The organism is Spiroplasma endosymbiont of Sarcophaga carnaria (genome assembly GCF_964019595.1).
Classification (GTDB): domain Bacteria; phylum Bacillota_I; class Bacilli_A; order Mycoplasmatales; family Mycoplasmataceae; genus Spiroplasma; species Spiroplasma poulsonii.
The window spans coordinates 894050-919609 of sequence record NZ_OZ026456.1 but is presented as its reverse complement, the minus strand read 5'-3'; the positions used below and the strand labels follow the sequence as shown (position 1 = coordinate 919609).

Here is a 25560-nt window from a genome sequence, read left to right as displayed (position 1 = left end):
TTTCTCTGCCCCCCTTAATTTAATTCTTCTTGATCATCAACATAATCAATTTTGCTTTCAATATCACCATTGCCATAAGAGTCTTCTTCTAAATTATTTTGCAAATCAAATTCATCATCAATTTTAGCAAAACCATCTAAAATGTCATCTTGTTGTGGTTCCCGATTTGTATTTAAAATAAAATTATCAATATCAAATTCATCTTCAAATTCATCATTATCGGTCAACAAATCTTCATCAACATAATCTGATTCATCATAGCTTTTAATGTTTTTAATGTTTCCTTCTTCATCAATCATATGAATATTAAATCCTAATCCTTGAATTTCACGAGTTAAAACATTAAATGATTCTGGAATCCCTGGTTCAGGAATCTTTTTGTCTTTTACAATCGATTCATAAGCACGAGTTCTTCCTTTAATATCATCTGATTTAATTGTTAAAATTTCTCGTAGGGTATGTGCTGCACCATAAGCTTCTAACGCCCATACTTCCATTTCTCCAAAACGTTGTCCCCCATTTTGAGCTTTTCCTCCTAATGGTTGCTGTGTAATTAACGAGTATGGTCCAACATTTCGGGCATGTAATTTATCATCAACCATGTGTGATAATTTCAACATATACATTACTCCCACCGAAACTGGATTATCAAATTTTTCACCCGTACGACCATCAATTAAAACTTCTTTCCCGAAGTTTTTCATGTTAGCTTTTTCCATAATTTCAATTAATTCTTCATTTGTCATTCCATCAAAAACTGGCGTCGAAACTTTTTGTCCTAATTTTTTAGCCGCCATTCCCAAGTGAATTTCTAGCACCTGACCAATATTCATCCGCGATGGTACTCCTAATGGATTTAACATAATATCAATTGGGGTTCCATCTTCCATATGGGGCATATCTTCTAATGGTAAAATTTTTGAAATAACCCCTTTGTTTCCATGGCGTCCAGCCATTTTATCTCCCTCTTGAATTTTTCGTTTTTGAACAATATAAATTTTAATTACTTCTAAAACATCAGCAAATAATTCATATTTTTCACGAGGAAAACGTTTAATTGCTTGAATAATTCCTTCACCACCATTTGGTACACGTAATGAATTATCTTTAACATTTTTTGATTTTTCACCAAAAATTGCTTGTAACAATTTATCTTCTGGTGATAATTGGGTTTGACCTTTTGGTGTTACTTTTCCAACTAAAATGTCACCTGGTTTAACTTCTGTTCCAATAATGACCAATCCATCATCATCTAAGAATTTACGAGCATTCTCCGAAATATTTGTAATTTCACGAGTAATCTCTTCTGCTCCTTGTTTTGTTTGACGGCGTTCAATTGTATACTCTTCAATATGAATCGATGTAAAAACATCCTCTGAAACTAAGCGTTCAGAAACAATAATAGCATCTTCATAGTTATAACCATTTCAAGTTGTAAAGGCAACAACAACATTTTGCCCCAATGCCAACTCTCCTTTATCAATTGATGGTCCATCCGCTAAAACTTGTCCTTTTTCAACTTTTTGACCCTGTTTTACTAATGGAACATGTGTCAATGAAGTTCCTTGATTACTACGTACAAAAGTATCTAAATTATAATTCTTTAGCCCTTCTTTTGTTTTTAAAACAATTCTTGTTGCATCAACATAATCAACACTACCATCATATTGTGACACAATCGCTAATCCTGAATCACGTGCTGCCGCATATTCAACTCCTGTCCCAACATATGGTGAATTTGGTGAAATTAGTGGAATTGCTTGACGTTGCATATTAGCTCCCATTAAAGCACGGTTAGCATCATCATTTTCTAAAAAAGGAATACAACTTGTCGCAATTGAAACAATTTGTTTTGGTGAAACATCGACATAGTCAACATCATTACGCGTTGCAATAATATTTTCACCTTGGAATCGTGCAACTACTTGTTCATCTAAGATTTCACCTTTATCACTTAAACGAATATTTGCTTGTGCAACAACATAATTTTTTTCTTGATCTGCTGTTAAATAATCATTTTCAGCAGTAACTTTGCAGTCAATCACACGACGATATGGTGTTTCAATAAACCCAAAGGCATTAATTTTAGCATATGTTGCTAAATTATTAATTAATCCAATATTGGGTCCTTCTGGTGTTTCAATCGGGCAAATTCGTCCATAATGTGAGTAATGGACATCCCGCACTTCTAATCCAGCACGTTCTCTTGATAACCCTCCTGGCCCCAGCGCTGTTAACCGACGCTTATTTGTTAACTCTGCTAATGGATTTGTTTGATCCATAAATTGTGATAACTGTGATAAATTGAAAAATTCTCCAATAATAGCAGACAATGGTTTATTATTAATAATATTTGATGGTTTCATTTTGAATAAGTTTGATGTTGACATTTTTTCTTTAACATTTTTTTCAATTCTTAATAAACCAATACGAAATTGATTTTGTAATAATTCTCCAATTGTACGAACACGACGGTTTCCTAAATGATCAATATCGTCAACTTCACCAATTCCATCCGTTAAATTTAATAAATATGAAAATGTTGCCAAAATATCTGGTACAGTAACATATTCATCAGTTGCATTTGGATCAATTCCAATAATGTTTGCTAAACGCGTGCGAACTTCATTATCAACATAAACTTTAATTTTTTGAATTTTTTTTGAACAAGTAACTTTATCACTAAATTTAACTTCTTCTAAACAAGCTCCCGCTTTTAAAACTCCTTTTAGTTTATTAATGGCTTCTTTATCCATTAAAGTTCCTTCTTTAAAAACAACTTTACCATTAACATCTTTAATATCCTCGGCTAAAACTTTGTTATAAATTCGGTTTTCAACAGATAATTTTTGAACTAATTTAAAACGTCCCGCTTTTGTTAAATCATATTTACGTTTATCAAATAATAATCCGTATAAATATTTTGTTGCACCATCAGGTGTTGCGGTTTCTCCTGAACGAATTTTTTTATAAATTTCTTGAACCGCAATACTTTGATCATAAGCAATGTCACCAGTATATGGATCTAATTCATAAGTGCTTTTTACTAATTTATTGTCACCAAAAATATCTAGTGCATCCTCTTTAACAATTCCTAATGCCGTTAAGAAATTAGCAACTGATACTTTTCGAGATTTATCAATCTTTATATAAAAAACATTTTCAAAGCGTTCTTCTTTTCCCACTTTAATTTTTTTATGATCTGATTCAAATTCTAACCATGTTCCTCGTGATGGAATTAAATCAACATAATAAACATTTTCCCCATTTTTACGGTTTAAATCAATTTTATAATATGCTCCTGGTGAACGAATCAATTGTGAAACAACAACCTTTTCTGAACCATTAACAATAAAAGTTCCTTTTCCAGTCATTAATGGAAAATCACCAAAAAAGACCTCTCCTTCTTTTTCAATTGTAATATCCACTAATAACCTATCTTCTAGTCTTTCCGTAATTGTTACCGTACATGTTGCTGTTTCATCGCCAGAGTGAATATCATAATAAATAACATCTGGTGATTTTTTTAAAATTGTGATCATGTGTCCAACACGTTCTTCAATTCATGATTTAATTAATTCTGGTTCCCCTTTAACAATTAATTTTTCTACTTCTAAATCTTTTGAATTAATTGTTAATTTTAAATTGGAATAAATTGGTGCTTCAAAAATTTTTGACTCATCTTTTGCTTGAGAAATAGTTCGCCGCGGCTCTCTAAATTCTCAATTTAACATCTCTAAAACAATATTTCCCTCATGTCCTACAATTGGAAATACCTCACTGAACACTTCGCTAATACCGATTTTCTTAAATCAATCATATGTTTCAGTTTGAATTTCAATTAAGTTTGGTAAATCTAAATTCCCACTTACTTTTGTATAATCGATTCTTTTAGCATAGTGCCCAAATTCTTTTTCTTTTAATGCCATTAATTATTAACCTCACTTTTCACAATATACGCTTATAAATTTTATATTGGTTTAGAAGAAAAGTCAATCATTTTGACCATTTCCTTATCTTTTTTAAAATCTTTTTGTTCACTATTTATCACAAGCCTTACTACTCATGACGGTCACAGACAAAAATTTCATCATCAGTTGCGCCAACCATTGCTTGTTTCATCTTTCCGAATAAAACTCCCGCAGCGCCACCAGCAACTCCTTGTTTTTCTTGTTCTGCAACACATTTAAAACATTTTGGATTAAAATCTGCCATCTGTTTTACCTCCTTTAAGGTCTTCTTAATTTTACTAAAAAATAATTAAGTTTTGCAACTTAATTATTTATCAATTAAAATTCATGCTCATCATCCATGCTGAACATTAATATCTCCGGCATTTGAACCATATGCTGTATAAAAAATTGAATTCATACGATCTTGGCCAAAAGTAAATGCTAAGCAAAATGATCCGTTTTTATAATTAAAAACAATTTTGTCACGGGTTGGTTCATAATCATTTGGTCCCCCAATTCATAATGACTTGTCCTTAACTAGATTATGCAAATTGAATAATTCAAGATCAGGTAAATTTTTTGCTATCTTACTACGTTTAAAATTAGTTAAGAGTTTTTTAAATATTGTATTTGCACTACTAATATCATTTTTAAATTCTGCAAAAAGACTATCCCCAACATGAAAAACACTAGTGTTTTTAAAATTATTAGCATCACTACTTCCAAGAACTCGTTTTTTTAATTCAACATTATAGTATTTATGAAATGCTACAATAATTTTCCCAAAATTAATTAATTTGCTATCTAATCCTTGGCGACTAATTAAAATATTACTTTCAAAAGTTTGATTATTAATTTTTAAAGTTCCTGCCAATGGTAAACCATATAATGAAATATAATTTAAATTAACATTTAATTTTGCTAACATCATATTGTTATGATCAACATTAAAAATTGGTAAACTTTTCTTATATGCTGTCACAAAATTTTCTGGTGTTAAACCAATTGGGTTAAGACCTTCACCAGCTCAAAGCGCGGGTTGATAGTTTCCAATATCAGCTTTTTCTGGAATTTGACCGGAATTTTCTGCGGTTATTGTTCCAGAAATTAAACGCATTAATTTTTTATTTCCACCATTGTCAAATACAATTGCATCACGAACTGCTTGGTCAATTTCAGAATCTTCTCTAATCATGTTCTTTAAATTAATAACAAAAATGTCATCCAACGGTTTAACATCCATATTATAATTAATTTGAAAATTAGTATAAATTGAACGAAACTTGTCATTGCTATCAATAACTACTTTTTGATAATTATTAAAGAATCTAATTAAAATTTTAGTAATTGTTTGAATTGAATTTTGTAAAAGTTTTTGAATTTTTTCTGGTTCATTTGTAATAATATAAGTAATCGTAAACGGCATTAATTGATTTAAATTTTTAAAACTTAAATTTAACACAAACTTATATTGTAATTGCACCGCTTTAACGCCCGCCACTGGGGTATTGGTTAATTTACCAATTTTATCTAAATCAATATAATTTAACGTAAATTTACTTTGTTCTTTATCAAATGTTAATGGCACCGTATCCAAATAATAATTTGAATATTCTCGAATAATTTCAAAATTTAAATTATCAAAAACAGAGCGAAAACCATTCTCAACGTTTTCTAATCCCAAACTAATCTTTGGGTCTGTTTTATCAAGTTCGATACTTTGCTGATCTTTATTAACTAAATCATAAAAAGGGGTCAATTCTGAAAAGGCATTTGAATCCTTCAAATTACCATTATTATCACAATCAGTAATAACAGAACTAACTTTACTAGAAATTTTAGTTAAATTTATCATATCATTTTGTAAATTTGAGTTGTCATAATCATTAACAATATTTTTCTTATAACAACCCGCCAGATTAATTGGGACCCCTGTTATTATAGCCGAAATGGCAAAAATAGTTAATAGTTTTTTCATTTTTTTTCCTCCGAAAAACAATACCTTTTGTTTCCTATTATTATTATAAAAAAGCAAGTATTTAACTAAACATAATAAAAAAACAACCAATGGTTGTTTTTTTACCGCAGGGACTTATCAAAGGGAATTCCTGACGCTTTTGGAATTTTGGAATATTTGGAAAATGCGACCATTGTCACTAACGCTAAAACAAATGGTAATATTTTTAGCAATTGGTTTGATGGATCAGCAATATTTCAACCAGTAAATCGTCATAATGTTCCTGCTAACGCAATTAAGAAACTAAATAAAACAGCTCCTAAGGTAATATATTGAATTCTTCATTGTCCAAAAATCATAATTGCTAAGGCAATATAACCTTGGCCTTGTACATCACCACGAAATTGACCTGAAACATAATGGGTAAACATTGCACCAGCTAAACCAGCTAAACATCCTGAAATAATAACCGCTTTATACCTTGTTTTAATTACATTAATTCCAGCAGCATCAATTGCATTTGGATTTTCGCCACATCCAGCGTAGCGAATTCCTGTTTTAGTAAATCTAAAGAAAACAAAGGTAAAAATCGCTAGAACAATTGCAATAATTAAAAAAATATTAATAATTTGTGCTCGATCGATTCCAATTGTGCTAAAACCAGTTTGAATCATATTTCCGGCAGCTAAAGCTGGAATACTAACAAAGAATAATCCTAATCCTGTTGCTAATAAGTTTAAAGCTGTCCCCGAAATTACTTGTTGTGCTTTTAAAGTGATTGAAGCAAAACCATGCAATAAGGCAAATGCTCCCCCAACAATTGTGGCAATTAATAAAGCAATGATTTGCATGCCATTTCCATATTGTGAAAGAACTTTTCCTAACAATGCATAGACTAAAGCCCCAATAATCATCATTCCATCAATCGCAATATTAATAACACCAACTCGTTCTGAATATAACCCCGCCATTGCAGCAATTAATAATACAGAAAAAAGGACCGAACCATTGGCAAATAATTGTGAAACTGCTTCCATTAGTTTTTTCCTCCTTCTTGTGCTGACTTATGATATGCTGATTTCTGACGAAGATACTCTGTTTTTAAAATTTTATTATCTTCACCAACAGCCTTAATAATTGTATTTAACTTCTGATTTAATTCATTTCTTCACTGCGGTAAATTTGTCCGATGTTTTTCTTTAACAACTTTATTTTCAACATCAAATTGTTGTTTCATCGTTGCTAATTGTATTGTTAAATCTTTTTTTAACATCACTACTTCTTTTTTAATCCCAGGATCATTTTTTAATTTAACATCAATTGCTTTTAATTCATATTTAATTTCTTTTCGTGTCTGGTAATTTGTTATTTTAAACTGACACATTTCTTTCCACTGTTGATGTTTTAGTTTTTTAATTTCTTGATTTAATTGTTTAGTAACAACCTTTTCTTTACTTTGCAATGTTTTAAAATCAGTTAAATATTTTTGTTGAATTTCATCAAAAACAGGATAATAACTCTCACGCACCTTTTTAATGGCATCCTCTTGTTTTAAGATTAAATCACCATATTGTGTTTGTAATTGTGCTAATCTAGCATATAAATCTTTTTTCGGTAGACCATAAAGTTGAGAAAGTTTTTGTTTTGTTTGTCCTTTACATTTTTTAACTGTTTGAACATAATTTCGTTTTAAAAAACTAGCTTGTTGTTTTTTTGCTAAATATTCATTTTTTACTTGTACAAAATGATCCATCGCTGAACCAAGAGCAATAAAAACGGCTAAATCATATTTTGTTTTAATTCCTCGTTGCCCAATTTTTGCTGCTTCTTTGTATTTTGAATTTGTAAAGAAACGCATTTCTGTTTTTAAAGTTGTAATCTTTCCAGCATATAATGTTAATTCATCATTAATTTCTTCACGATAAGCTTTAATTAATTCCTTATCTCCTTGCTGTTTTAATTCATGGATTTTAACTCGATACCTTTTATTGATTGTTTTGATTTGTCTCTGATATGTTTTAATTTGTTGCTTATATTCATTATATTCTTGTTTTCAATCAACATAATGGCGAATATTTCACCAACGACGAATTCAAAAAATTGGTTTGAAGTAAATAAATAGGGCCGGAATCGCGGTCATATAAATAATAATCCCAAAAATTAATTGTCCCATTTGTTTTGACATTTGAAAATCTGGTAATTGCGTTGCTTGTAACGCTGCGGTTTTAATGATTCCTCATAATAAAGCAATTGGTAAAATTGCAACACCATTAGTAAAAGCAACTAATGCAACAGCAATCGCATCAAATCCAACCACCGGCAAAGCATCCGTTGTAAACCGCAAGACCGTTGATTGAGTCATATAATATAGCATTCCTAAAACACCAGCTAGTCCACCCGATAAGGCCATTGACACAATCATATAGGCACGAACGTTTGTTCCAGCATATAGTGAAGCATTTCTTGATTTTCCAACCGCTTTAATCCGAAATCCTAATACTGTATAATTCATAATGAAGATAACTGTTAGTAATAATAACATTGCAATAATAAATGGAATAATTCATGTTTGACCATTTAATGTTAAATTAAAATTAGGAGCAGCTGTAACAATATCAATTGTTGAATTATGATTTGAATTTCACATCCCATGCGCGGGATTCATAAACATTCATTTCATCACATATCAAACAATTCAATTTAACATAATTGTTGAAACAACTTCATGAATATTAAAATACGCTTTTAGTGCACCAGCGATTGCTGCTAAAGCTGCTCCAACTAAAATTGAAATAAGCAACGCTCCAACAACACCAGCTCCTTGACTAATAGCTGGATTTTTTAATCCTAAAACAATTGTCATACTACCAGCAAGGAGCATTTGTCCGGGAACTCCAATATTAAATAGTCCCGCTTTAAACCCAACCGCAACAGCTAACCCCGCAACAATATAGATTGCTCAATATGTTAATGTTTGGTCTTTTAATAAAGGGTGGAAAGCTAAACGAAAAACATAACTAAAGAATAACAATGGATTTGAAGCATTTGCACCAATAATAATAAAACTAAGAATAGCTCCCGCAATAATGGCACAAACAGATGCTTTAAAATAATTCATTTTTGTTTTGAATTCATTTGAACGAAAGAAAATTTTGGTTTTTTGTCTTAACAATCAGCCATAACTTTTAATTTGCTTTTGCATCAATTTGAGTTCCTTTCTGCTGATATGTCCCAGCCATCATTAAGCCAATTTCTTCTCGTTTAACCTTGTTTCCAAAAACTTCACCCGTCACCCTACCATTATGTAAAACAACAATGCGGTCAGCTAAACTAATAATTTCTTCTAATTCATAAGAAACAAGGAGCACTGCGTTACCTTGTGCCTTTTCTTCTAAAATTTTATTATGAATGTATTCAATCGCACCAACATCTAATCCCCGGGTTGGTTGAACAACAACTAAAATATTATGCTGACGTGATAATTCACGACCAATAATTAGTTTTTGTTGATTACCACCAGATAGTTCTCTTGTCATCGCAAAACCGGAGTTAGCACCACGAACATCATATTTTGTAACAATTTGTTGGGCATATAACTGAATTGCAGCTTTATCTAATAAACCATAATTTGAAAATGGTTCTTGATTAATATTTTGTAACACAACATTATCAATTGCATTAAAATCTAAAATCAAACCATACTTATGACGATCTTCGGGAATATGTGACATTCCATTTTGATAACGTTCATAAATGCTTTTCTTCGTAACATTAATATCATTAAAAATTATTTTTCCTGATGTTACTTTTTCTAATCCTGCTAGAGCATTAACTAACTCAGTTTGCCCATTTCCTTCCACTCCGGCAATCGCAACAATTTCACCGGCCTGAACCGTTAAATTAAAATAATCTAAAGCCATTAAACGCGTTAATCCTTTTTTCTTTACTGATAAATTTTCAATTTTTAATAAGGCTTCCTTTTGTAGGGCTTTTCCATCATTTTTAATAGCAACCAAATTCCGCCCAACCATTGCTTCAGCAATTTCTTTTTCGTTTTTATCTTTAACCTCAAATGTTTCAATAACTTTTCCACGACGAATAACCGTCGCACGATCAGCAATTTTTTTAACTTCATCTAGTTTATGTGAAATAAAAATAATTGTTTTTCCATCTTTTTTTAGATCTAACATAATTTTTAATAACCTCTCAATTTCTTGTGGTGTTAATACTGCCGTTGGTTCATCAAAAACTAAAATGTCAGCACCACGGTATAAAATTTTTAAAATTTCTACCCGCTGCTGCATCCCAACTGAAATGTTGGCAATCTTTGAACGAAAATCAACTTGTAAATTATATTTAATCGCAATTTGGGCAATATCTCGTGTTTCTTTTTGTCGATCAAGAAATACTTTACCAATTACTTTTTCATATCCTAATGTAATATTGTCTAAAACAGTAAAAATATCAATTAATTTAAAATGTTGGTGAACCATCCCAATTCCTAATTTATTTGCTTTAATTGGGTTGCTAATGTATTCTGGTTTTCCATTAACAAGAATTTCACCTTTTGTTGGTTCATATAACCCAAATAAAATACTCATTAAGGTTGATTTTCCAGCCCCATTTTCACCAATCAAAGCATGAATTTCACCTTTTTTAACTTTTAGGGTAATATCATCATTTGCAATTAAATCACCAAAAACTTTTGTAATTGACTTCATTTCAATTGCATATTCATTATTATTTGCCATTACTGTGTCCTTTCTTATAAAGCTGCTTCAATTGCATTTAGAATATAATCTTTTAATTTATCACTACTTTGATAAGTATTTGCTAATGTTTTTGAAAATACTTGTACAGCAACCGGTGGTTGTCCTTCAATCCCACGTGAATACACATCTTGTAATACTTCAACAATTTTATCAAAAACAGTATCTTTTGCATGTTCATCTGTCTCGTTATGAATGAATGCAACAGTATCATCATTAATTGCCTTTGTTTTTTCAATTCCAGTTCAAGTCGGATGTTGAATTGATGATTGATCAGTATTAATTCAACAGTCAGGAGTTGCTTTACTATTATCTCATGTTTTATTATCTTCTTGATAACCACACGTTGATGAATAAATATTTTTTAATGCTTCTGAAGTTGAAGTTGCAATTTCTTTTAAAGCACTTGTCACAACAATTTCTTCGCCATAAATTTTTGATTGCTCCGTATCAACCCCAATAACTTTTGCCATTGATTTATTATATCTAATTCGATCAATTGTATCTTGTGTTTGCGGTCCAGCAACTGGAAAAATAATACTTGCTTTACGAGAAATCAATTCATCAGAAATATCTTTGCCTTGCCCAACCTCAAATGATTGTGAAAATCATGATTCATTACTTTTAACAACATTTTGAACTTTTCCAATTGGTTGTAATGATGTAACCCTTGGATTCATTTTTTGTACTTGTTTTAAAATATCATTTTTAATTTGATATAGTTTTGGGAAACTACTATCATTAATAATTGTATTGAAGGTATCAGCTGCAACAATAAAACCTCACATATAGTTTGAAACAGCACCAGGGTTATCCATTCCACCATAGGTCGCAATTTTTAAACCATCAGGATATCTCTCTTGATTAGCATTCAATCATAAAGCTGCTGCAATGCCAGCAAAGAAACCAGAAGATTCAGCTTCATAAGTTATTCCAATAATATTTTTTGCTAATGGTCTTGTTGTATCCATTCCCAAGTGAATATTTTGGCTACTTCCATCAATATAAATAATATTTTGTGCCACTTCTGCTGCTCAGCCAATTGTATTACCGTGAGCAAACCCTGGTAAAATGATCGTTTTAGCTCCAGCAATATTTGCCGTTACATAAGCTGTTTTAAAATCAGAAGGGGTTTGACTTGCTGGTTCAAAATAACTAGCTCGTCAATTACTTTTTTTCCACTCTGCAGTGGTAATTTTTGGATCTTTTTGCGAAACAACGTATTTACTTGCTCCATCTCATGCTGATTCATTAAATGATGCATCAGTAATTGTTCCAGCATCAGTAATAACCCAAATATCACTATCAAAAGTGTATTTTTTTGCACAAGCGACAAGAGAAGTACCTGAAGTTGTTATTAACGTTGATACTGTTAGAAAACTGAGCAATTTTCTCATCGTGTGTTTCCTCCTATTATATTTTTAATTTCTATTTGGCAATTGAATATTCCCTTTTATATTATATTTATGATTTTTAAGACGCCAGCAATGTAATATATCATTGCTAATTTATTTTTAACATATTTTTAAGAGAAAAGAAAGGAGGTAGTTTTACTTTCCAAATAAAAAAATAAATTCATATTAACTGAATTTAACTTTTTTATAAATTTATTGTAATTAAATAAAAATAATATCTTTGAAAGATTCTTTCCTCTTTAAAGATATTATTTTAAACTAAAACTTTATTCTTATTTATTTTAAAGTTAAAATATAGTTTTTACTAGTACGCTCATCAATTAAAAAAGCCGAAGTTGGTGTAAAACAATCCATTGCTAACGCTTTTAGCGGAACTGGTGTTATTAAATAACCACGGGCATTAAGAATATAACTTATATCCATTGATTGTGCACCAATAATGATAATGTTATCGTTAACCATAGCATAGTTATTTGTTAACATATTAGGAATTATTCTAATAGTACCGTTATCTGCTAAAAATCAGCAAGTATCTCCTGACATTCCAAAAGCTACATTTCCATTCCAACATCTTTCTTCACCAGTACCTGCTGCTGCTGTCGCTGTCAAGTTTCCATCTTCATCAATAAAACTTCCTTTCATTGATTGCAATGTTTCCTTTTGAATCATTGAATTTATCATAAGTTGAAGGTTTAAAGATACTGATTTTTTTAAAATTATCATGAGAAATTCCTCAATTATCATTAATCATTACTAAGTTATCTGCCATTCCATTAAAACTAGTAACTTTCCCTGCTTCTTTATCAACAAAATAAGTTTTGTATGTTTTTCCATCTGAGAAAATTGCTGAATATATATAGCTATTATTTGTAACTTTTGAAAAAGTTACTACATTAGAGCCAATAAATTTATAGTTACCTTGTGCGTCAATTTCGTACATATTACCAGAACTAAATCCAATATTAGTAATTTCTACATATAACATTAAATTTGAATTAATTGCCATAAAATCTCAAACACCAGAAAACGGCACATTAAGGGTTTTAACCACACCTGATGTATTAACCAAAACGAAACTTGATCCCAAATTAATGATGCAATTAGTTTGGTCAAAGGAAAATACTAATTGTTGTTTAACCACCACCCCTGGTGTCACTTTGACGTTTAAAGCAACAAAATTATCATTCCCTTTAACTAGAAATACTTCATTTGTTTCTCTTTCAACTCCAATTCCAATTGAATCAGTTCACTTAGATAATATTCTAAAATTCGTAGTCATTTCTTCTAATGAATAATATTCTGTAATTTTATCAATTTTATTATTAATACTTTTTGCATGATTGATATGATTAATACTACTTGCTCCCGTACTTATAGAAGCCCCTGTTAAAATAGCAGGAATAATAAATGTTAACATTTTTTTCATTTTTATGTTGCCTCATTTCTTAATCATAAATTATGCATCATATAATTATGATGTACCTATATAATACCATAAGTTAATATTTGCTTTTAAAAACAAGACATTTATTTAAATAATTAAAAAGCAAAAAATGCTACTTTTTATTTAAAAAATAGCATAATTTACCGTTTTTACATATTTATAAGAAAAAAGCAAAAAATATTGCATTATTCTTAGAATTTATATATAATTAATCTGTGATTAAAAAAAATGACTTTACCAGTCAAATAAACTACTCTTCTCAGTCAGGTTTCCAAAGCGACTGAGTTTTTTATTAGGTTAATTTAGTTAATATTCATATTAATACAAACATTAAAAACATGATTTTGTAATTCAACTGGTAAAGTCACTAATGAAGGGAAGGTCATACATAGCACCTCCATTAATGTAGATATCCTGATCATCTACTACAGTAAGTATAACAGAAAAAAATAAAATTGTCAAATTTTCTATTTTTTATGGTATAATACTTTTTCAAAAAATTATAATGGCTTGAATTACTTTAATAAAAAAATACCTTGGATTTACCTAAGGTATTTTTTTATTTACTATTTTTTTACAGAATGGACAATTACTTTCATAAGGAATGTCTTGCTTTGTATATTTTGAAATATTATGTAAATTAAGATGGTTATAATCAACCTGCGGATTATTGTTTATCATCATTTCGTCTTGTCCTGAAGAAGGATTTTTTGCCCGATAATAACTTCCCGAACAATATGGAACATCACTAGCACTAGTTGCACCATATGTATTTGAATATCCTTTTTTATTGTATAAATTATAACGTGTTGAAGCTAAGTTAAGATCATCAATTTGTGGATAAAACTGATCAATCGGTACTACCCCATGATAATTAACATATTTTTTTGTTTCAACATCTGCAATTTTTTTTGCAAAATCAGTTGATTTTGTTTCTAATGTTTCTACTTTTAAAGTTAAACTAGTTAAATGTTCTTGTACTTCACCCAATGTTTTTGTATGAGCTGATTGCAAATCAATTGAATTTTTAATTAGATCTTCTAACTTTTCAAATCGGCAATCAAAATTGTTATCACATTCTGGTTGAAGTGCAATTGACCCCTGCTCTGGTTCTAATTTTTGTTTCACTGGGGTAGTTTCTACCACTGGTGGATCTTTTTGTTCAATTTCATATTCAATTACTTCGTCATCAAGATTTGAAAAATCCCCATTCATAATTTTATTATCTAGTTCATCCAAACTATATGATATTTCATCATCTAAAGCTAGTTTAATTTCTGATTGTGTTGATTTAATTTCCGATAGTACTGATTTAATTGGTTCACTTACAATAACATCGTCTAATAGTTCCCCATCATTATTATCATGATCATCAACTAATTCATCGTTAATATTTTCTAAGTTATTTACTAACTGTCTTTCTGATGGTGAAGCTGTCATTTTGTTTTCTTCAACTGGCGCATTAAAACTTGCTATTTTTTCAGCAGTTGCTAAAACAGATTCTGAAGGTTCATCTAAAATTGAATTATTATCAATTGCTGCTAATTCTTCCGGCATTGTTTCAACATGCTCATTATTTTCAAATGTTATTATTTCAGCATCAGGGCCTTTATATTCAATTCCGGTTGGAGATCCTTCACTATGAAGATCATCCAATCCTTCTAATTCTGCAAATGTATATCCGTGACTGTCATCAATATAATTAATAGTTTCTTGGGTCTGACTATCTGATGATTGAATTTCGGATAATAATTCACCATCTAATTTATCAATATTATAATTTTTTGGAGTAAAAGTAAGATCTTCTTGCGGACTATCTTGCACAATTTCTGTTGCAACAGTTGTCCCAAAAATAACCGTACCATCATCAGTACCAATATTCAAATCATTGGTAATTAAATCATCTGTTTTTGTCAAACTATCAAGAATATCATTATCTTCTTTACTACTACTTGTTTCATTTGAAATGTTGTCTAAAATATCATTATTTGAAACAATAGCATTTTCATTCAGAAAATCACTTGTTGCTTGTGAATTATCTCCAAAAATTTCAGCAATATGCATCATTTTCAAATGCTGATCAGAACCTAATTTTAATTTTGTTACTAGACCGTTTGCTTCTTTAGCAATTAAATTATAAATCTTAGCTTTCTTTTTAATTGATTTAGTTGGTGCATTAGTATTTTGAATTTGAACTTCCTCTTCAATCAAGTTTTTGATATTAAGAGCTTGCTGATACATCTCATTTCATTTATTGTAAAGTTTCTTTTCTTTTTTTGTTAATACTCTTGCATCAGAAGATGAAGAATTTAATATCCCATCATTTAAAAAATCAAAATCAATTTCTTTATCTCTTGTTGGTTCTTCTTGTTCTTCATCATTTAAATTATCATTTTCTTCTAAAACTGCTGTTTTATCAACAAAAAGTTCAACATCAGCATTAACTGTATGATCAGAATTAAGATTAGTTTCTGTAATAGGAACATTAACAATTTTACCTTCTAATGCACTTGTTTCGGGCTCAACATTTACTGTTGTTGCAACTAATGGTTCTTCCACCTTTACTGGTTCTACTGGTATATCTTTAATAAGCTCTGTTGGCAATGGTGGTTTTGTTAAATCATTCAGCTTACTTACTTCTGAATTAGAAGGATTTGACACTACATGTGTCATATCACTAATTAAATTTGCTAATTCATTTTCATCAACATCACTCTTACCAGAATTAAATAAATTATTTAATTCATTTGATGTAAACATTGCATTTGATTTTTGGGCCGATGATTTTTTATTATCATCCGCGCTTACGTAATCATTGTCTCTGAAATTTTTTCCGGTATCTTCGATCCCTGCGGTAGTAACGCCAACTCCCATAGTTGCGCTTCCATGATACTTTACCTCTTTATTTACCTCTCTTTCAAGTTTTTTATCTTGATGGTAAATAACAATCATATTTCGTTCTTCAACAAAATTTTGTAAAGCTTCTACATCAAATAATGACGATTCAATAAATAATAAAGCAACAAAGATGAATGCAGCAAAGATTAAAACAGCTACTTTTCCATATACTAATGAAGCAATAATTAATGTGACAAAAATCATTTTGATATATGATCTTGCAATTCGTTGTCCTTTCTTAACACGGTTAATTTGAAATGATACTAACGTAATTGCTGCTAAAGCAACAAAGATTGATAATGCGTTAATGGTATATGCCCATGCATCACCAGTTAAACCATTTAAAATTTCTTCTTGTTTAAAAATTGATGTTTGAAAAATATCATTTATTGAATTAAAAATTGTTGGAAGCGCAACTTGTTGAATCACCAAGATATTTAATATTGCCGCAAAAATTTGAACTATTGCACCAATTATGATTAGGACTCATCCTAAGGTTACTAAAAATGTAAACATATCAACTTATCCTCCTCTAATTTACTTTCCGCCACGCATAGCTCAATAATCAAACCCAATTGTTTCATCATCTTCTTCCTCTTCAACTGGGACAAAATTTTGCATTGGTTGGGGTGCTTCTTCTTCTACTTTTGGTGCTGCTTGTTCAACAGAATTATCGTCTTGGTCATCTCTAATAATGTAGCATTTATCAAAAACACTAATTTCATGTTTTATTAATTGGTCTGTTAAATTATTACCATAAACTTGGGTAACATAAGTCTCAATTAAAACCGGATTTAATGCAACAATAAATTTAAATTGAATAATTCCTTTAAAAATTGCATATACTAAACTAAAAACTGTTTTAAACTTTGCATATCCAACTAAATCAATGTTGTTGAAAATTATTACAATATTATCTTTAATCTCATATGCCCGTAAAATGTCTTCGAATTCTTTCTTAATATATTCTAGCGGATCATCAAATTCTAATTCATTAATAATTACCACTGAATTTGAATCGTTAGTTTGTTCTGATAATTCATTGTTTCGTAACGTTCTTGCAAACAATTTAACACGATCTCATAAAACTTTTTTATCTTCTAAACTAACTTTTGGTAACCATTTAATAATTCTCTTAAGTAGGAATAAGAACGGTGAAGCATATAACTCAATACGTAACAGATCAATATTAACAAGTGGCATTAAAAAAAATGAACTAACAATTTCCGACATTGAATCCTGGTGTTGATTATCAACGATTGTTAAGAAATACTGCATCTCATTATTTTTTTCTTTAAATGTTTTTATTAAATCACGAACAATTTCATAATTTGATAATACCATGCCATCAATCTTACCTAATTCTTCTTTGTTTATATTTTTTTTAATTTCATGCCCACTATTTTTAAATAAACCTACTGCCATCCCTGCATCCTCATTAACAACTTGTGTTGAATTCATTTTTTGTTCATTGCTCTTTGAATTATTTGGCTTTGTCTCTTCTGTATTTAATTTTAAATTTTTCATTCGTTCGAATGGATTGATGTACACGTTTAGCCCTCCTGCATCATTTCTCCATATTTAAATTATATCATATTTACTAAAAAAATTGTAAAAAAATTGCTTTAATTTTGTCGAAAACTCTTGATGAAATAAAAAAAATCATCAATATGACAATTTGAAAACTAATTTTGTGTAAGATTATGATTTTGCTTTAAATTTTTTAAACGTTAAAATATAATACCGTTGATTGTTGGTTTGGTGTTAAACCTTTGTGTTGGTATTTTCATTTTCAGAGCTTTAAATAATTTTGAATATTAGTGAAACCCAAACCATGATAATGAATTAAGGCTTCTTTAAGACTGGATTGTAATTTACTAATCTTATTTAACTTTTGATAACTAGTATCAGGGTTTGTACTAGTTTTGGTGGAATATAGAGTAGAATTTGTTTGTTTTGCTACTAATAAATATAGTGGTTGCATATCAGAAATAATTATTGATTTTTCTTTAATTAGTTGCTTATTCATATTTTCAATAATCCATTGTTTTTGTAATCTTTTGGTATTGGTGGATTGAACAAAAATATTATTATTGCTATCAACCGCCATTTGAATACAGCATTTGGTATCAGTTGAAAATGGATCGAGATGAGTTTTTCGTTTATCAAATTTATCTTTAAAATTGCCTTTATGAATTTCTTTAATAAATGTTTCATCCATTTGGATTTGACCATTTAATTTTTTAAATTTTAACTGTGTATTTTCTAATTGTTTTGATTGCATTAATTTTTGTCGATTATATCAAGCGGTTTTTGGGGTTGTTTTAATAAAACGAGAAATTATTTTACTAGATTGTCCTAACAATGAAATTTGAATTAATAAATTTCACTGTTCATAATTTAAATGACTTCAATAAGTAAAATGATGACGAAATGCATCAAAACTAGCACGACATTTTTTACATAAATATTTTTGTTTTCCTTCGGAATTATGACCATTTTTAACACAATGAAAAGATTTGCAATTAGGACATATAATGCCTTTATCTCTAAATTTTTGATCAATTTCATTTAAACGTTTTTGTTTTTTAATTAAGTCTGCTTGTTGTTTTATTTTTTCATAAAATTCTAAAAATTGATCATCTGTTAAGCTATTTATTAATTCTGTAATTATTTTTTTCATCATTTATTTACCTCTATATATTAAAAATATACCTAATTTTAGGTATATTTTATAAATATCAAGAGTTTTCGACAAAATTAAAGAAAAATTGTAATTTAAAGTGCAATTTGGTATGATATTATTCTTTTTATAAAATTAATCTTCTTCCTCTTCTTTTAAATCCGCCAGTTCTTTTTCTAAACGTTTAATTTTCTCTGCTTTCGATTCTTTATTTTTATTCTTATCCTTTTTGCGATAATCATCAAATAATTTTCTTGTCCCATCTTTAATGTTTTCTCGATTCATAAATAAAAAATGGCCCATGAAATAACCAGTTACTCAAATTCCTAACAATAAAACACTCATTAAAAAGGCAACGGTATATGCTTTTTGATCAATAACAAACATCGCTGTAAAAGCAATCGTTAAAATAATTAAAATAACAAGATTAACAATTTTATATCATGATCATTTTTTGGTTTTATTTTTTTCTACCATTGTTTACCTCTTATCTAATAAATTCTTTTGTTAAAGAATTATAAATTTTTGAAGGACGATTATCTAAATACCCATCATTAACAATAATATCAACATCAAATTTTTTTAGCTCATTAAATTCTTTTGCATAATTTTGGCCGCTAATATTAACGCTTGTCCCATAAATTGGTCCCACTTTTTTAATAATTTTTTGCAATCATTTTGACTTCGTAATTCGAAGCCCAATTGTATTATCACTAGTGATATTATACTGACTATTAATATCACTTTTTATGTTACCTATTATAGTAATAGTTTCATTTTTTTTAAAAAGTTTTAAATCTTCATATGTTAAATCAATAAATTTTTTTGCCATTTGAATCGAACTAACAATTACTGATAAATACATTCTTTCTGAACGGCCTTTAACTTTAAAAATTCTTGCTTTTGCTGTTTGTGAACTAATAATACATGTCATGCCATAAATTGTGTCGGTCGGAATAATAATAACATTCTCCGCCAAATAACCCGCAATAATTTCTTTGCGTTCTTTTACTGTATATACTTTCATTTTTTACCTAACCCCCCTTATCTTATAAATTTTTAGAATTTACTCTTACTTGTTCTTCATAATTATTATTACTTTTAATTTTTGAAATATGAGAAATGGCAATGATTGATAACACACCAATAAAAGAAGATAATAAAATTCCACTTGCAATAAGTTCGCTTCCTTGTAATCAAAAATAATTTAGTTTTGTTGTTCCAAAAAGTGGTTTCATAACTGTTTCTTTAAAATGATCATTTTGGCTATTTCAATAGTTAACCGCTTGTGTCATTTGATACTGTGAAATTAAAAACATTACTAGCGATGTTCCCGTTACAATTAAAAAACTAAAATAAAAACTAATAAATCCTTTTTTGGTTAAATTTGGTTTTTTAATCATTACGAAACTAAATGCAAATAGCATTGAAATAATTAAAGAGGAAAAAATAATTGGTGCAATACTAATAAAGAACGGTGATCCTGGCATTTTACTTGTCATATTGAAATAATCAAGATTTGGTTGATCTAAAATACTACTTGTTCCAGGAATAATAACATTAATTGTTAACTCTGAATATAAATAAGAATACAAAATAAATCGATTTGCATCGGTAAAACTACTTCCTATAGTAATTGTATAAATTAGTTGCGGAATAAAAGCAATACTTGAAAAGAAAATGACTCATAATGAAATGTTAAATTCATTTGGAATTAAAAATAAACTAATAATTTTCTTAGCAACACTCTGATTAAAAGTGTCTTTTAAAACAACTAATTCCTCCTTTTTATTTAAGTTGACATTAGTATTTAATAACCATTCTAATTTAAAACCAACTTTTAGCATAATAAAAATAATAAAAATCATCTGTAAACCTGTAATTCATCAAATCACATTAATTCCAATTCATGCCAACGGATAAGGATTTTGAGTTCCTGATCCTGTTGCTAAATTAATTAATATTTCAATAATTGCATCACGATTAGGAGTTCCTGGTTTAATCATATTATTAATATTTTCAATATAGTCAGGACCAGTATACCCTCCTTTTAAAGATCGACATCATTCGGTAAATAAATCATAATAATACTCTGCAAATGAAAATAGTAAACACGTAATAAAAATAAAAGAAGTAATAGTAATTGTTCCAATTAACAACATACGATTATTAAAATTAATTGTTCGTTTTTGATAGTAAATATAAAAAACAGTACTAATAATTGCACCAGCTAACGTTCCTAAAGCAATATATGGCAAACCAAAAATTAAAAAGCGGTTTGGCAAATTAGAAGTTGTAAAAGTTTCTAACACTTCTTTCGGTGTTGTTTCCGTAAATGCAAAGAAATTCTTTAAAATATCATCATTGTGCGAAACAACAATAAAAACAAAATATGGCATCATAATAAATAAAACTACTAAAAATGCAATACTAATAATGCAAATTCTTTTGATTTTTTTAATCTTATCATCCATACTTTCACCTCACACCTGAGCTCTTATTATTTTACTACAAAATATTAACAAATAACATTCGTCATTTTTTATTTATATCTTTTCTAAAATAATATTTTTGGTTTGGGAAATATTCTTTAACTAATTTTTCTAATGCTTTTTTTTGATCATAGCTATGTTCAAAACATAAAAAACCATTTTTATTAACAATTTTTTGTCAATTCTTAAAAATCTGACGATAAAAAAATAATCCATCATTATCACCAAATAGAGCGACATGCGGTTCATAATCTTTAACACGATGACTAATCTGTTGGTTGCTTGGAATATAGGGCGGGTTACATACTAAAATATCGGCTTTAATCTTATTTTTAATAAACGGTTCTAACATATCACCCTTTAATAATTGAACATTTTGACAATTTAATTGTTTAATATTTCTTTTTGCAACATTCAAGGCTAATGGTGAAATATCACTAGCATAAATTGTTAAATTTGGATTTTCTAACCCCAAGCTAATTGCAATTGCTCCACTACCGGTTCCGACATCAATTAACGTTAATGGTTTTTTACCTTCAACAAAATTATCATCAATTAAAACATTAATATTATCCACCAACTCTTCTGTTTCATAACGTGGAATAAGAACGTTGTCATCAACATAAAAATCATAACCATAAAAACTCTGTAAATTAGTAATCTGTTGAATTGGTTTTCCATTTTGATATTCAACTAACTTTTGCCAATAATCATCAACCTTAAAATTAATTTTTTCATTTTGAACGGCATATAATTTAGCTAATGATATTTTCATAAAAAATGCTATCAAAGTTTTAACATCAGCAAGATAATTATCAATTTTAGACGCTTTAAGATACTCTTCTGACTTTTCAATTAATTCGTTAACTGTCATTAGTTTCCTTCCATTTTCAATCTTTGTTCTTCATTAATTAAAGCTGTAATAATTTCATCAAGATTACCTTCCATAATTTGATCTAACTTTTGTAAAGTTAAATTAATACGATGATCAGTAACTCGATTTTGTGGATAATTATATGTTCGAATCTTCTCACTACGATCACCAGTTCCGACTGCATCTTTTCGCAACGTTCCTCGTTCTTCATTAATTTTACGTTGTTGTTCTTCATACAATTTACTACGTAAATGTTGCATTGCTAATGCTTTATTATCATGTTGACTACGACCATCTTGTGATGTAACTACAACACCAGTTGGTAAATGGGTAATTCGTACCGCTGAATCGGTGGTATTAACATGCTGTCCTCCAGCCCCCGAAGCACGATATGTATCAATTTTTAAATCAACTGTTTTAATTTCAAAATCAACCTCTTCAATTTCTGGTAAAACGGCAACTGTCGCAGTTGAAGTATGAACTCGTCCTTTGCTCTCTGTCTTTGGAATTCGTTGTACCCGATGTGCACCTGATTCAAACTTCATTTTTGAATAAACACGATCACCTTTCACCATAAATGAAATTGTGGAAAACCCACCTGCTTCTGATTCATTTTCTTCAATCACTTCAATTTTTCACTTTTGTTGCTCAGCATATCTTAAATACATTCGATATAAATCACCAGCAAAAATATTTCCCTCATCACCACCAGCAGCACCGCGGATTTCAAAAATAACATTTTTTTCATCATTAGAGTCTTTTGGTAATAACATCACTTTTAACTCCGCTGTAATTTGTTCTTTTCGAATTTCTGAAGTCTTAATTTCTTCTTTAGCTAACTCAATTAATTCTTCATCTTTTTCATTTTCTAAAATTGCTTTTGCCTCATTAATATTATTTAAAACATTTTTATAAGTTAAATATAATGCAACAGTATCTTCTAATTGTGCTTGTTCTTTTGCCAAACTAGTTAATTTTTTTACATCATTAACTATTTCTGGTTTTGTTAGTTCTTCATTAATTAAATTTGACCGCTTCAACATTGCTTCTAATCGTTCAACTGTTTTTTGATTCATTTTATCCACCTCTATTTATTCAGATACCTAGCAATTATTATAATATATTTTAAATTATAATGCCTAATTTAATATATTATAATAAAAATAAATCATAATAATTAATGATTTATTTACTGATTGGCAATAATTTCTTGAAATTTTGGTAATTTTCTTAATTGATCAAGGAGGGTTAAACGATACTCACAACTCTCAAAGGTTTTTTTAACGGGATGTTTAGTAATAATCTTTTGACTAATTTTAAAAACATTGCCATTAACAACAACATTATCATTTTCCTTCGCCATTAAATTTTCCATAATTGTAATTTTAGAATTAATTGGTAAATTTTCAACAAAGTGTGCTTTAAGTTTGATAACTGTTCTTGGTTTACTATTTATAATAAAATATGCTTCTGCATTTAATCCTGCTTTTGTTAACATTTTTTTCCTTTCCAACTTAATATGTTACTTCATGGCAATGTCGACAACGAGCTTCATATTTATCCTTTTCGCCAATTAAAACAATGGGATCATAATAATTAGCTGGCTTACCATTAATCAACCGTTGCGTACGATTTGCTAAATTTCCACATTTAACACAAATTGCATGCAATTTTTTAACTTCTTCTGCGCGAGTCATTAATTGCTCAACATTAAGAAATGATTCGCCACGAAAATCTTTATCTAAACCATTTACAATAACAATGATTCCTTTATCTGCTAACGAATCAGCAGCTTTAACAATATTGTTATCAAAAAACTGAACTTCATCAATTCCAACCACATTTGTTGTTGGCTCAATTCGACTTAATAATTCTGCTGAATCTTTTACTGGCATTGCTTCAACTGAATTTTGACTATGACTAACAACTTTATTCTCACTATATCGGTTGTCAATTTCTGGCTTAAAAACTTGAATTTTAAATTTAGCATAACTTAACCGTACTAAACGACGAATAAACTCTTCTGTTTTTCCAGCAAACATACAACCCGTGATTACCTCAATTCATCCCATTTGTGCTTTACTATTTAAAAAATACATTATTCACCTTCCACATATTTAACATTATTTTTAATTAAAATACTTAAATCGGCTAAAATTTTCTCAGTATCTTCTCACTGATAAATTCTAGCACCGCTAGCTAATTCGTGGCCTCCACCATTATATTTTTGAGCAACACCATTAATAATATAAGTATTACTACGAATACTTATATTAATATAACCTTCTGCTTTGTTTTCAATTAATAACATTCAAATTTTAAATTCTTTAATATTGCTCATAATATTAACTCATGGTTTAACAGTTTCATAATCCATTTGATGTTCTTTTAACATTTTGTCTGTTATTTTAACATAACTAATTTGATCATCATAAACCATTACTTGTGATAACAAATAATTTTTAAAACACGCATTTGTTCATGATTCTTCATATAAATTGTGATAAATGTTTTGCAAATCAAAACCTTTTGCAAGTAATTGCCCTGCTAACGTCAAAGTCTCAAGAGAAGTTTTGTTATACATAAAACGATTAGAATCAGTGATAATCCCCGTAAAGATTAATCTTGCCGCTGCTGCTGAAACTTTTAATTTTGATGTTAAAACTAAATCAGCAATCATTTCACTAGCTGCAATTTTATTTGCATCAACTCATTGTAAATCTCCATATGGTGTTACATTGGGGTGATGGTCAATTTTAATAATTTCTTTTGCTTCTTGTCAATATTTACTATCAATTCGTTCAACATTACCTGTATCTGTCACAATTACTAAAGCTCCACGATAATCTTCTTGTTTAACAAGATCAGGTGTTGCTAAAAAAGCCAAATACTTACTTGGTTCACCATCAACCAAAACTTTTTTAATAGGAAAATTATCCTTAATAAATTGTGCTAGTCCAAACGCTGAACCATAAGCATCACCATCTGGTGAAATATGACGCAAACAAATAATAGTATTATAATCTTTAATTTTTTGTAAAATTGTTTTTTTTAAATTTTTCATTTTAAAATTCC

Annotated in this window: 20 protein-coding genes; all 20 read right to left on the bottom strand. The window is 29.1% G+C overall.

Going from position 1 to position 25560, the window contains the following annotated elements:
- Positions 1-14 precede the first annotated feature (14 nt).
- Positions 15-3929 carry a DNA-directed RNA polymerase subunit beta gene (locus AACK91_RS05285; protein WP_338964841.1) on the bottom strand — a complete coding sequence of 1305 codons (3915 nt, stop codon included), beginning with the start codon at positions 3927-3929 and terminating at the stop codon, positions 15-17.
- A 130-nt stretch (positions 3930-4059) separates the two neighbouring features.
- Entirely contained in the window at positions 4060-4215 is a 156-nt protein-coding gene (locus tag AACK91_RS05280; protein ID WP_338964838.1) for a hypothetical protein, read from the bottom strand.
- 63 nt (positions 4216-4278) lie between these two features.
- Positions 4279-5931, bottom strand: coding sequence for a hypothetical protein (locus tag AACK91_RS05275; RefSeq protein ID WP_338964835.1), 1653 nt, complete (start codon positions 5929-5931; stop codon positions 4279-4281).
- A 101-nt stretch (positions 5932-6032) separates the two neighbouring features.
- Positions 6033-6947, bottom strand: coding sequence for an ABC transporter permease (locus AACK91_RS05270; protein ID WP_338964832.1), 915 nt, complete (start codon positions 6945-6947; stop codon positions 6033-6035).
- Positions 6947-9112, bottom strand: a complete 2166-nt coding sequence (locus AACK91_RS05265) for an ABC transporter permease (RefSeq protein WP_338966578.1) — start codon at positions 9110-9112, stop codon at positions 6947-6949. Before AACK91_RS05265 ends, AACK91_RS05270 begins: the two co-directional genes overlap by 1 nt.
- Positions 9096-10661: an ABC transporter ATP-binding protein gene (locus AACK91_RS05260; RefSeq protein WP_338964829.1), complete on the bottom strand. Its 1566-nt coding sequence runs from the start codon at positions 10659-10661 to the stop codon at positions 9096-9098. The genes AACK91_RS05265 and AACK91_RS05260 overlap by 17 nt, the downstream gene beginning before the upstream one ends.
- Positions 10662-10675: 14 nt before the next feature.
- Complete coding sequence (locus AACK91_RS05255) at positions 10676-12076, bottom strand: BMP family ABC transporter substrate-binding protein (protein ID WP_338964826.1); 1401 nt, start codon at positions 12074-12076, stop codon at positions 10676-10678.
- Between the two features lie 294 nt (positions 12077-12370).
- A complete protein-coding gene (locus AACK91_RS05250) occupies positions 12371-12637 on the bottom strand; it encodes a hypothetical protein (protein ID WP_338964823.1) in 267 nt (88 codons plus the stop codon).
- Complete coding sequence (locus AACK91_RS05245) at positions 12603-13520, bottom strand: hypothetical protein (RefSeq protein WP_338964820.1); 918 nt, start codon at positions 13518-13520, stop codon at positions 12603-12605. Before AACK91_RS05245 ends, AACK91_RS05250 begins: the two co-directional genes overlap by 35 nt.
- A gap of 564 nt (positions 13521-14084) precedes the next feature.
- The gene (locus tag AACK91_RS05240; protein WP_338964817.1) at positions 14085-16952 is read right to left on the bottom strand and encodes a hypothetical protein; all 2868 of its coding nucleotides are present in this window, start codon (positions 16950-16952) and stop codon (positions 14085-14087) included.
- Positions 16953-16973: 21 nt separating this feature from the next.
- Positions 16974-17987 (bottom strand): hypothetical protein, encoded by a 1014-nt coding sequence (locus tag AACK91_RS05235; RefSeq protein ID WP_338964815.1) that lies wholly within the window; start codon positions 17985-17987, stop codon positions 16974-16976.
- 172 nt (positions 17988-18159) lie between these two features.
- Positions 18160-19122, bottom strand: a complete 963-nt coding sequence (locus AACK91_RS05230) for an IS1/IS1595 family N-terminal zinc-binding domain-containing protein (RefSeq protein ID WP_338963247.1) — start codon at positions 19120-19122, stop codon at positions 18160-18162.
- Positions 19123-19254: 132 nt separating this feature from the next.
- Positions 19255-19596 carry a hypothetical protein gene (locus tag AACK91_RS05225; RefSeq protein ID WP_338964812.1) on the bottom strand — a complete coding sequence of 114 codons (342 nt, stop codon included), beginning with the start codon at positions 19594-19596 and terminating at the stop codon, positions 19255-19257.
- A 10-nt stretch (positions 19597-19606) separates the two neighbouring features.
- Positions 19607-20146: an L-threonylcarbamoyladenylate synthase gene (locus AACK91_RS05220; RefSeq protein WP_338964809.1), complete on the bottom strand. Its 540-nt coding sequence runs from the start codon at positions 20144-20146 to the stop codon at positions 19607-19609.
- Between the two features lie 22 nt (positions 20147-20168).
- On the bottom strand, positions 20169-21593 hold the full coding sequence (locus AACK91_RS05215; protein ID WP_338964807.1) for a polypeptide chain release factor methylase: 1425 nt from the start codon (positions 21591-21593) through the stop codon (positions 20169-20171).
- 34 nt (positions 21594-21627) lie between these two features.
- Positions 21628-22485: a peptide chain release factor N(5)-glutamine methyltransferase gene (gene prmC / locus AACK91_RS05210; protein ID WP_338964804.1), complete on the bottom strand. Its 858-nt coding sequence runs from the start codon at positions 22483-22485 to the stop codon at positions 21628-21630.
- Positions 22485-23561 (bottom strand): peptide chain release factor 1, encoded by a 1077-nt coding sequence (prfA, locus tag AACK91_RS05205; protein ID WP_338964802.1) that lies wholly within the window; start codon positions 23559-23561, stop codon positions 22485-22487. The genes prmC and prfA overlap by 1 nt, the downstream gene beginning before the upstream one ends.
- Positions 23562-23674: 113 nt before the next feature.
- Positions 23675-23983 (bottom strand): hypothetical protein, encoded by a 309-nt coding sequence (locus AACK91_RS05200; RefSeq protein ID WP_338964799.1) that lies wholly within the window; start codon positions 23981-23983, stop codon positions 23675-23677.
- 16 nt (positions 23984-23999) lie between these two features.
- A complete protein-coding gene (locus AACK91_RS05195) occupies positions 24000-24584 on the bottom strand; it encodes a thymidine kinase (protein ID WP_338964796.1) in 585 nt (194 codons plus the stop codon).
- Positions 24584-25549, bottom strand: coding sequence for a bifunctional oligoribonuclease/PAP phosphatase NrnA (locus tag AACK91_RS05190; protein WP_338964794.1), 966 nt, complete (start codon positions 25547-25549; stop codon positions 24584-24586). Before AACK91_RS05190 ends, AACK91_RS05195 begins: the two co-directional genes overlap by 1 nt.
- Between the last annotated feature and the right edge of the window lie 11 nt (positions 25550-25560).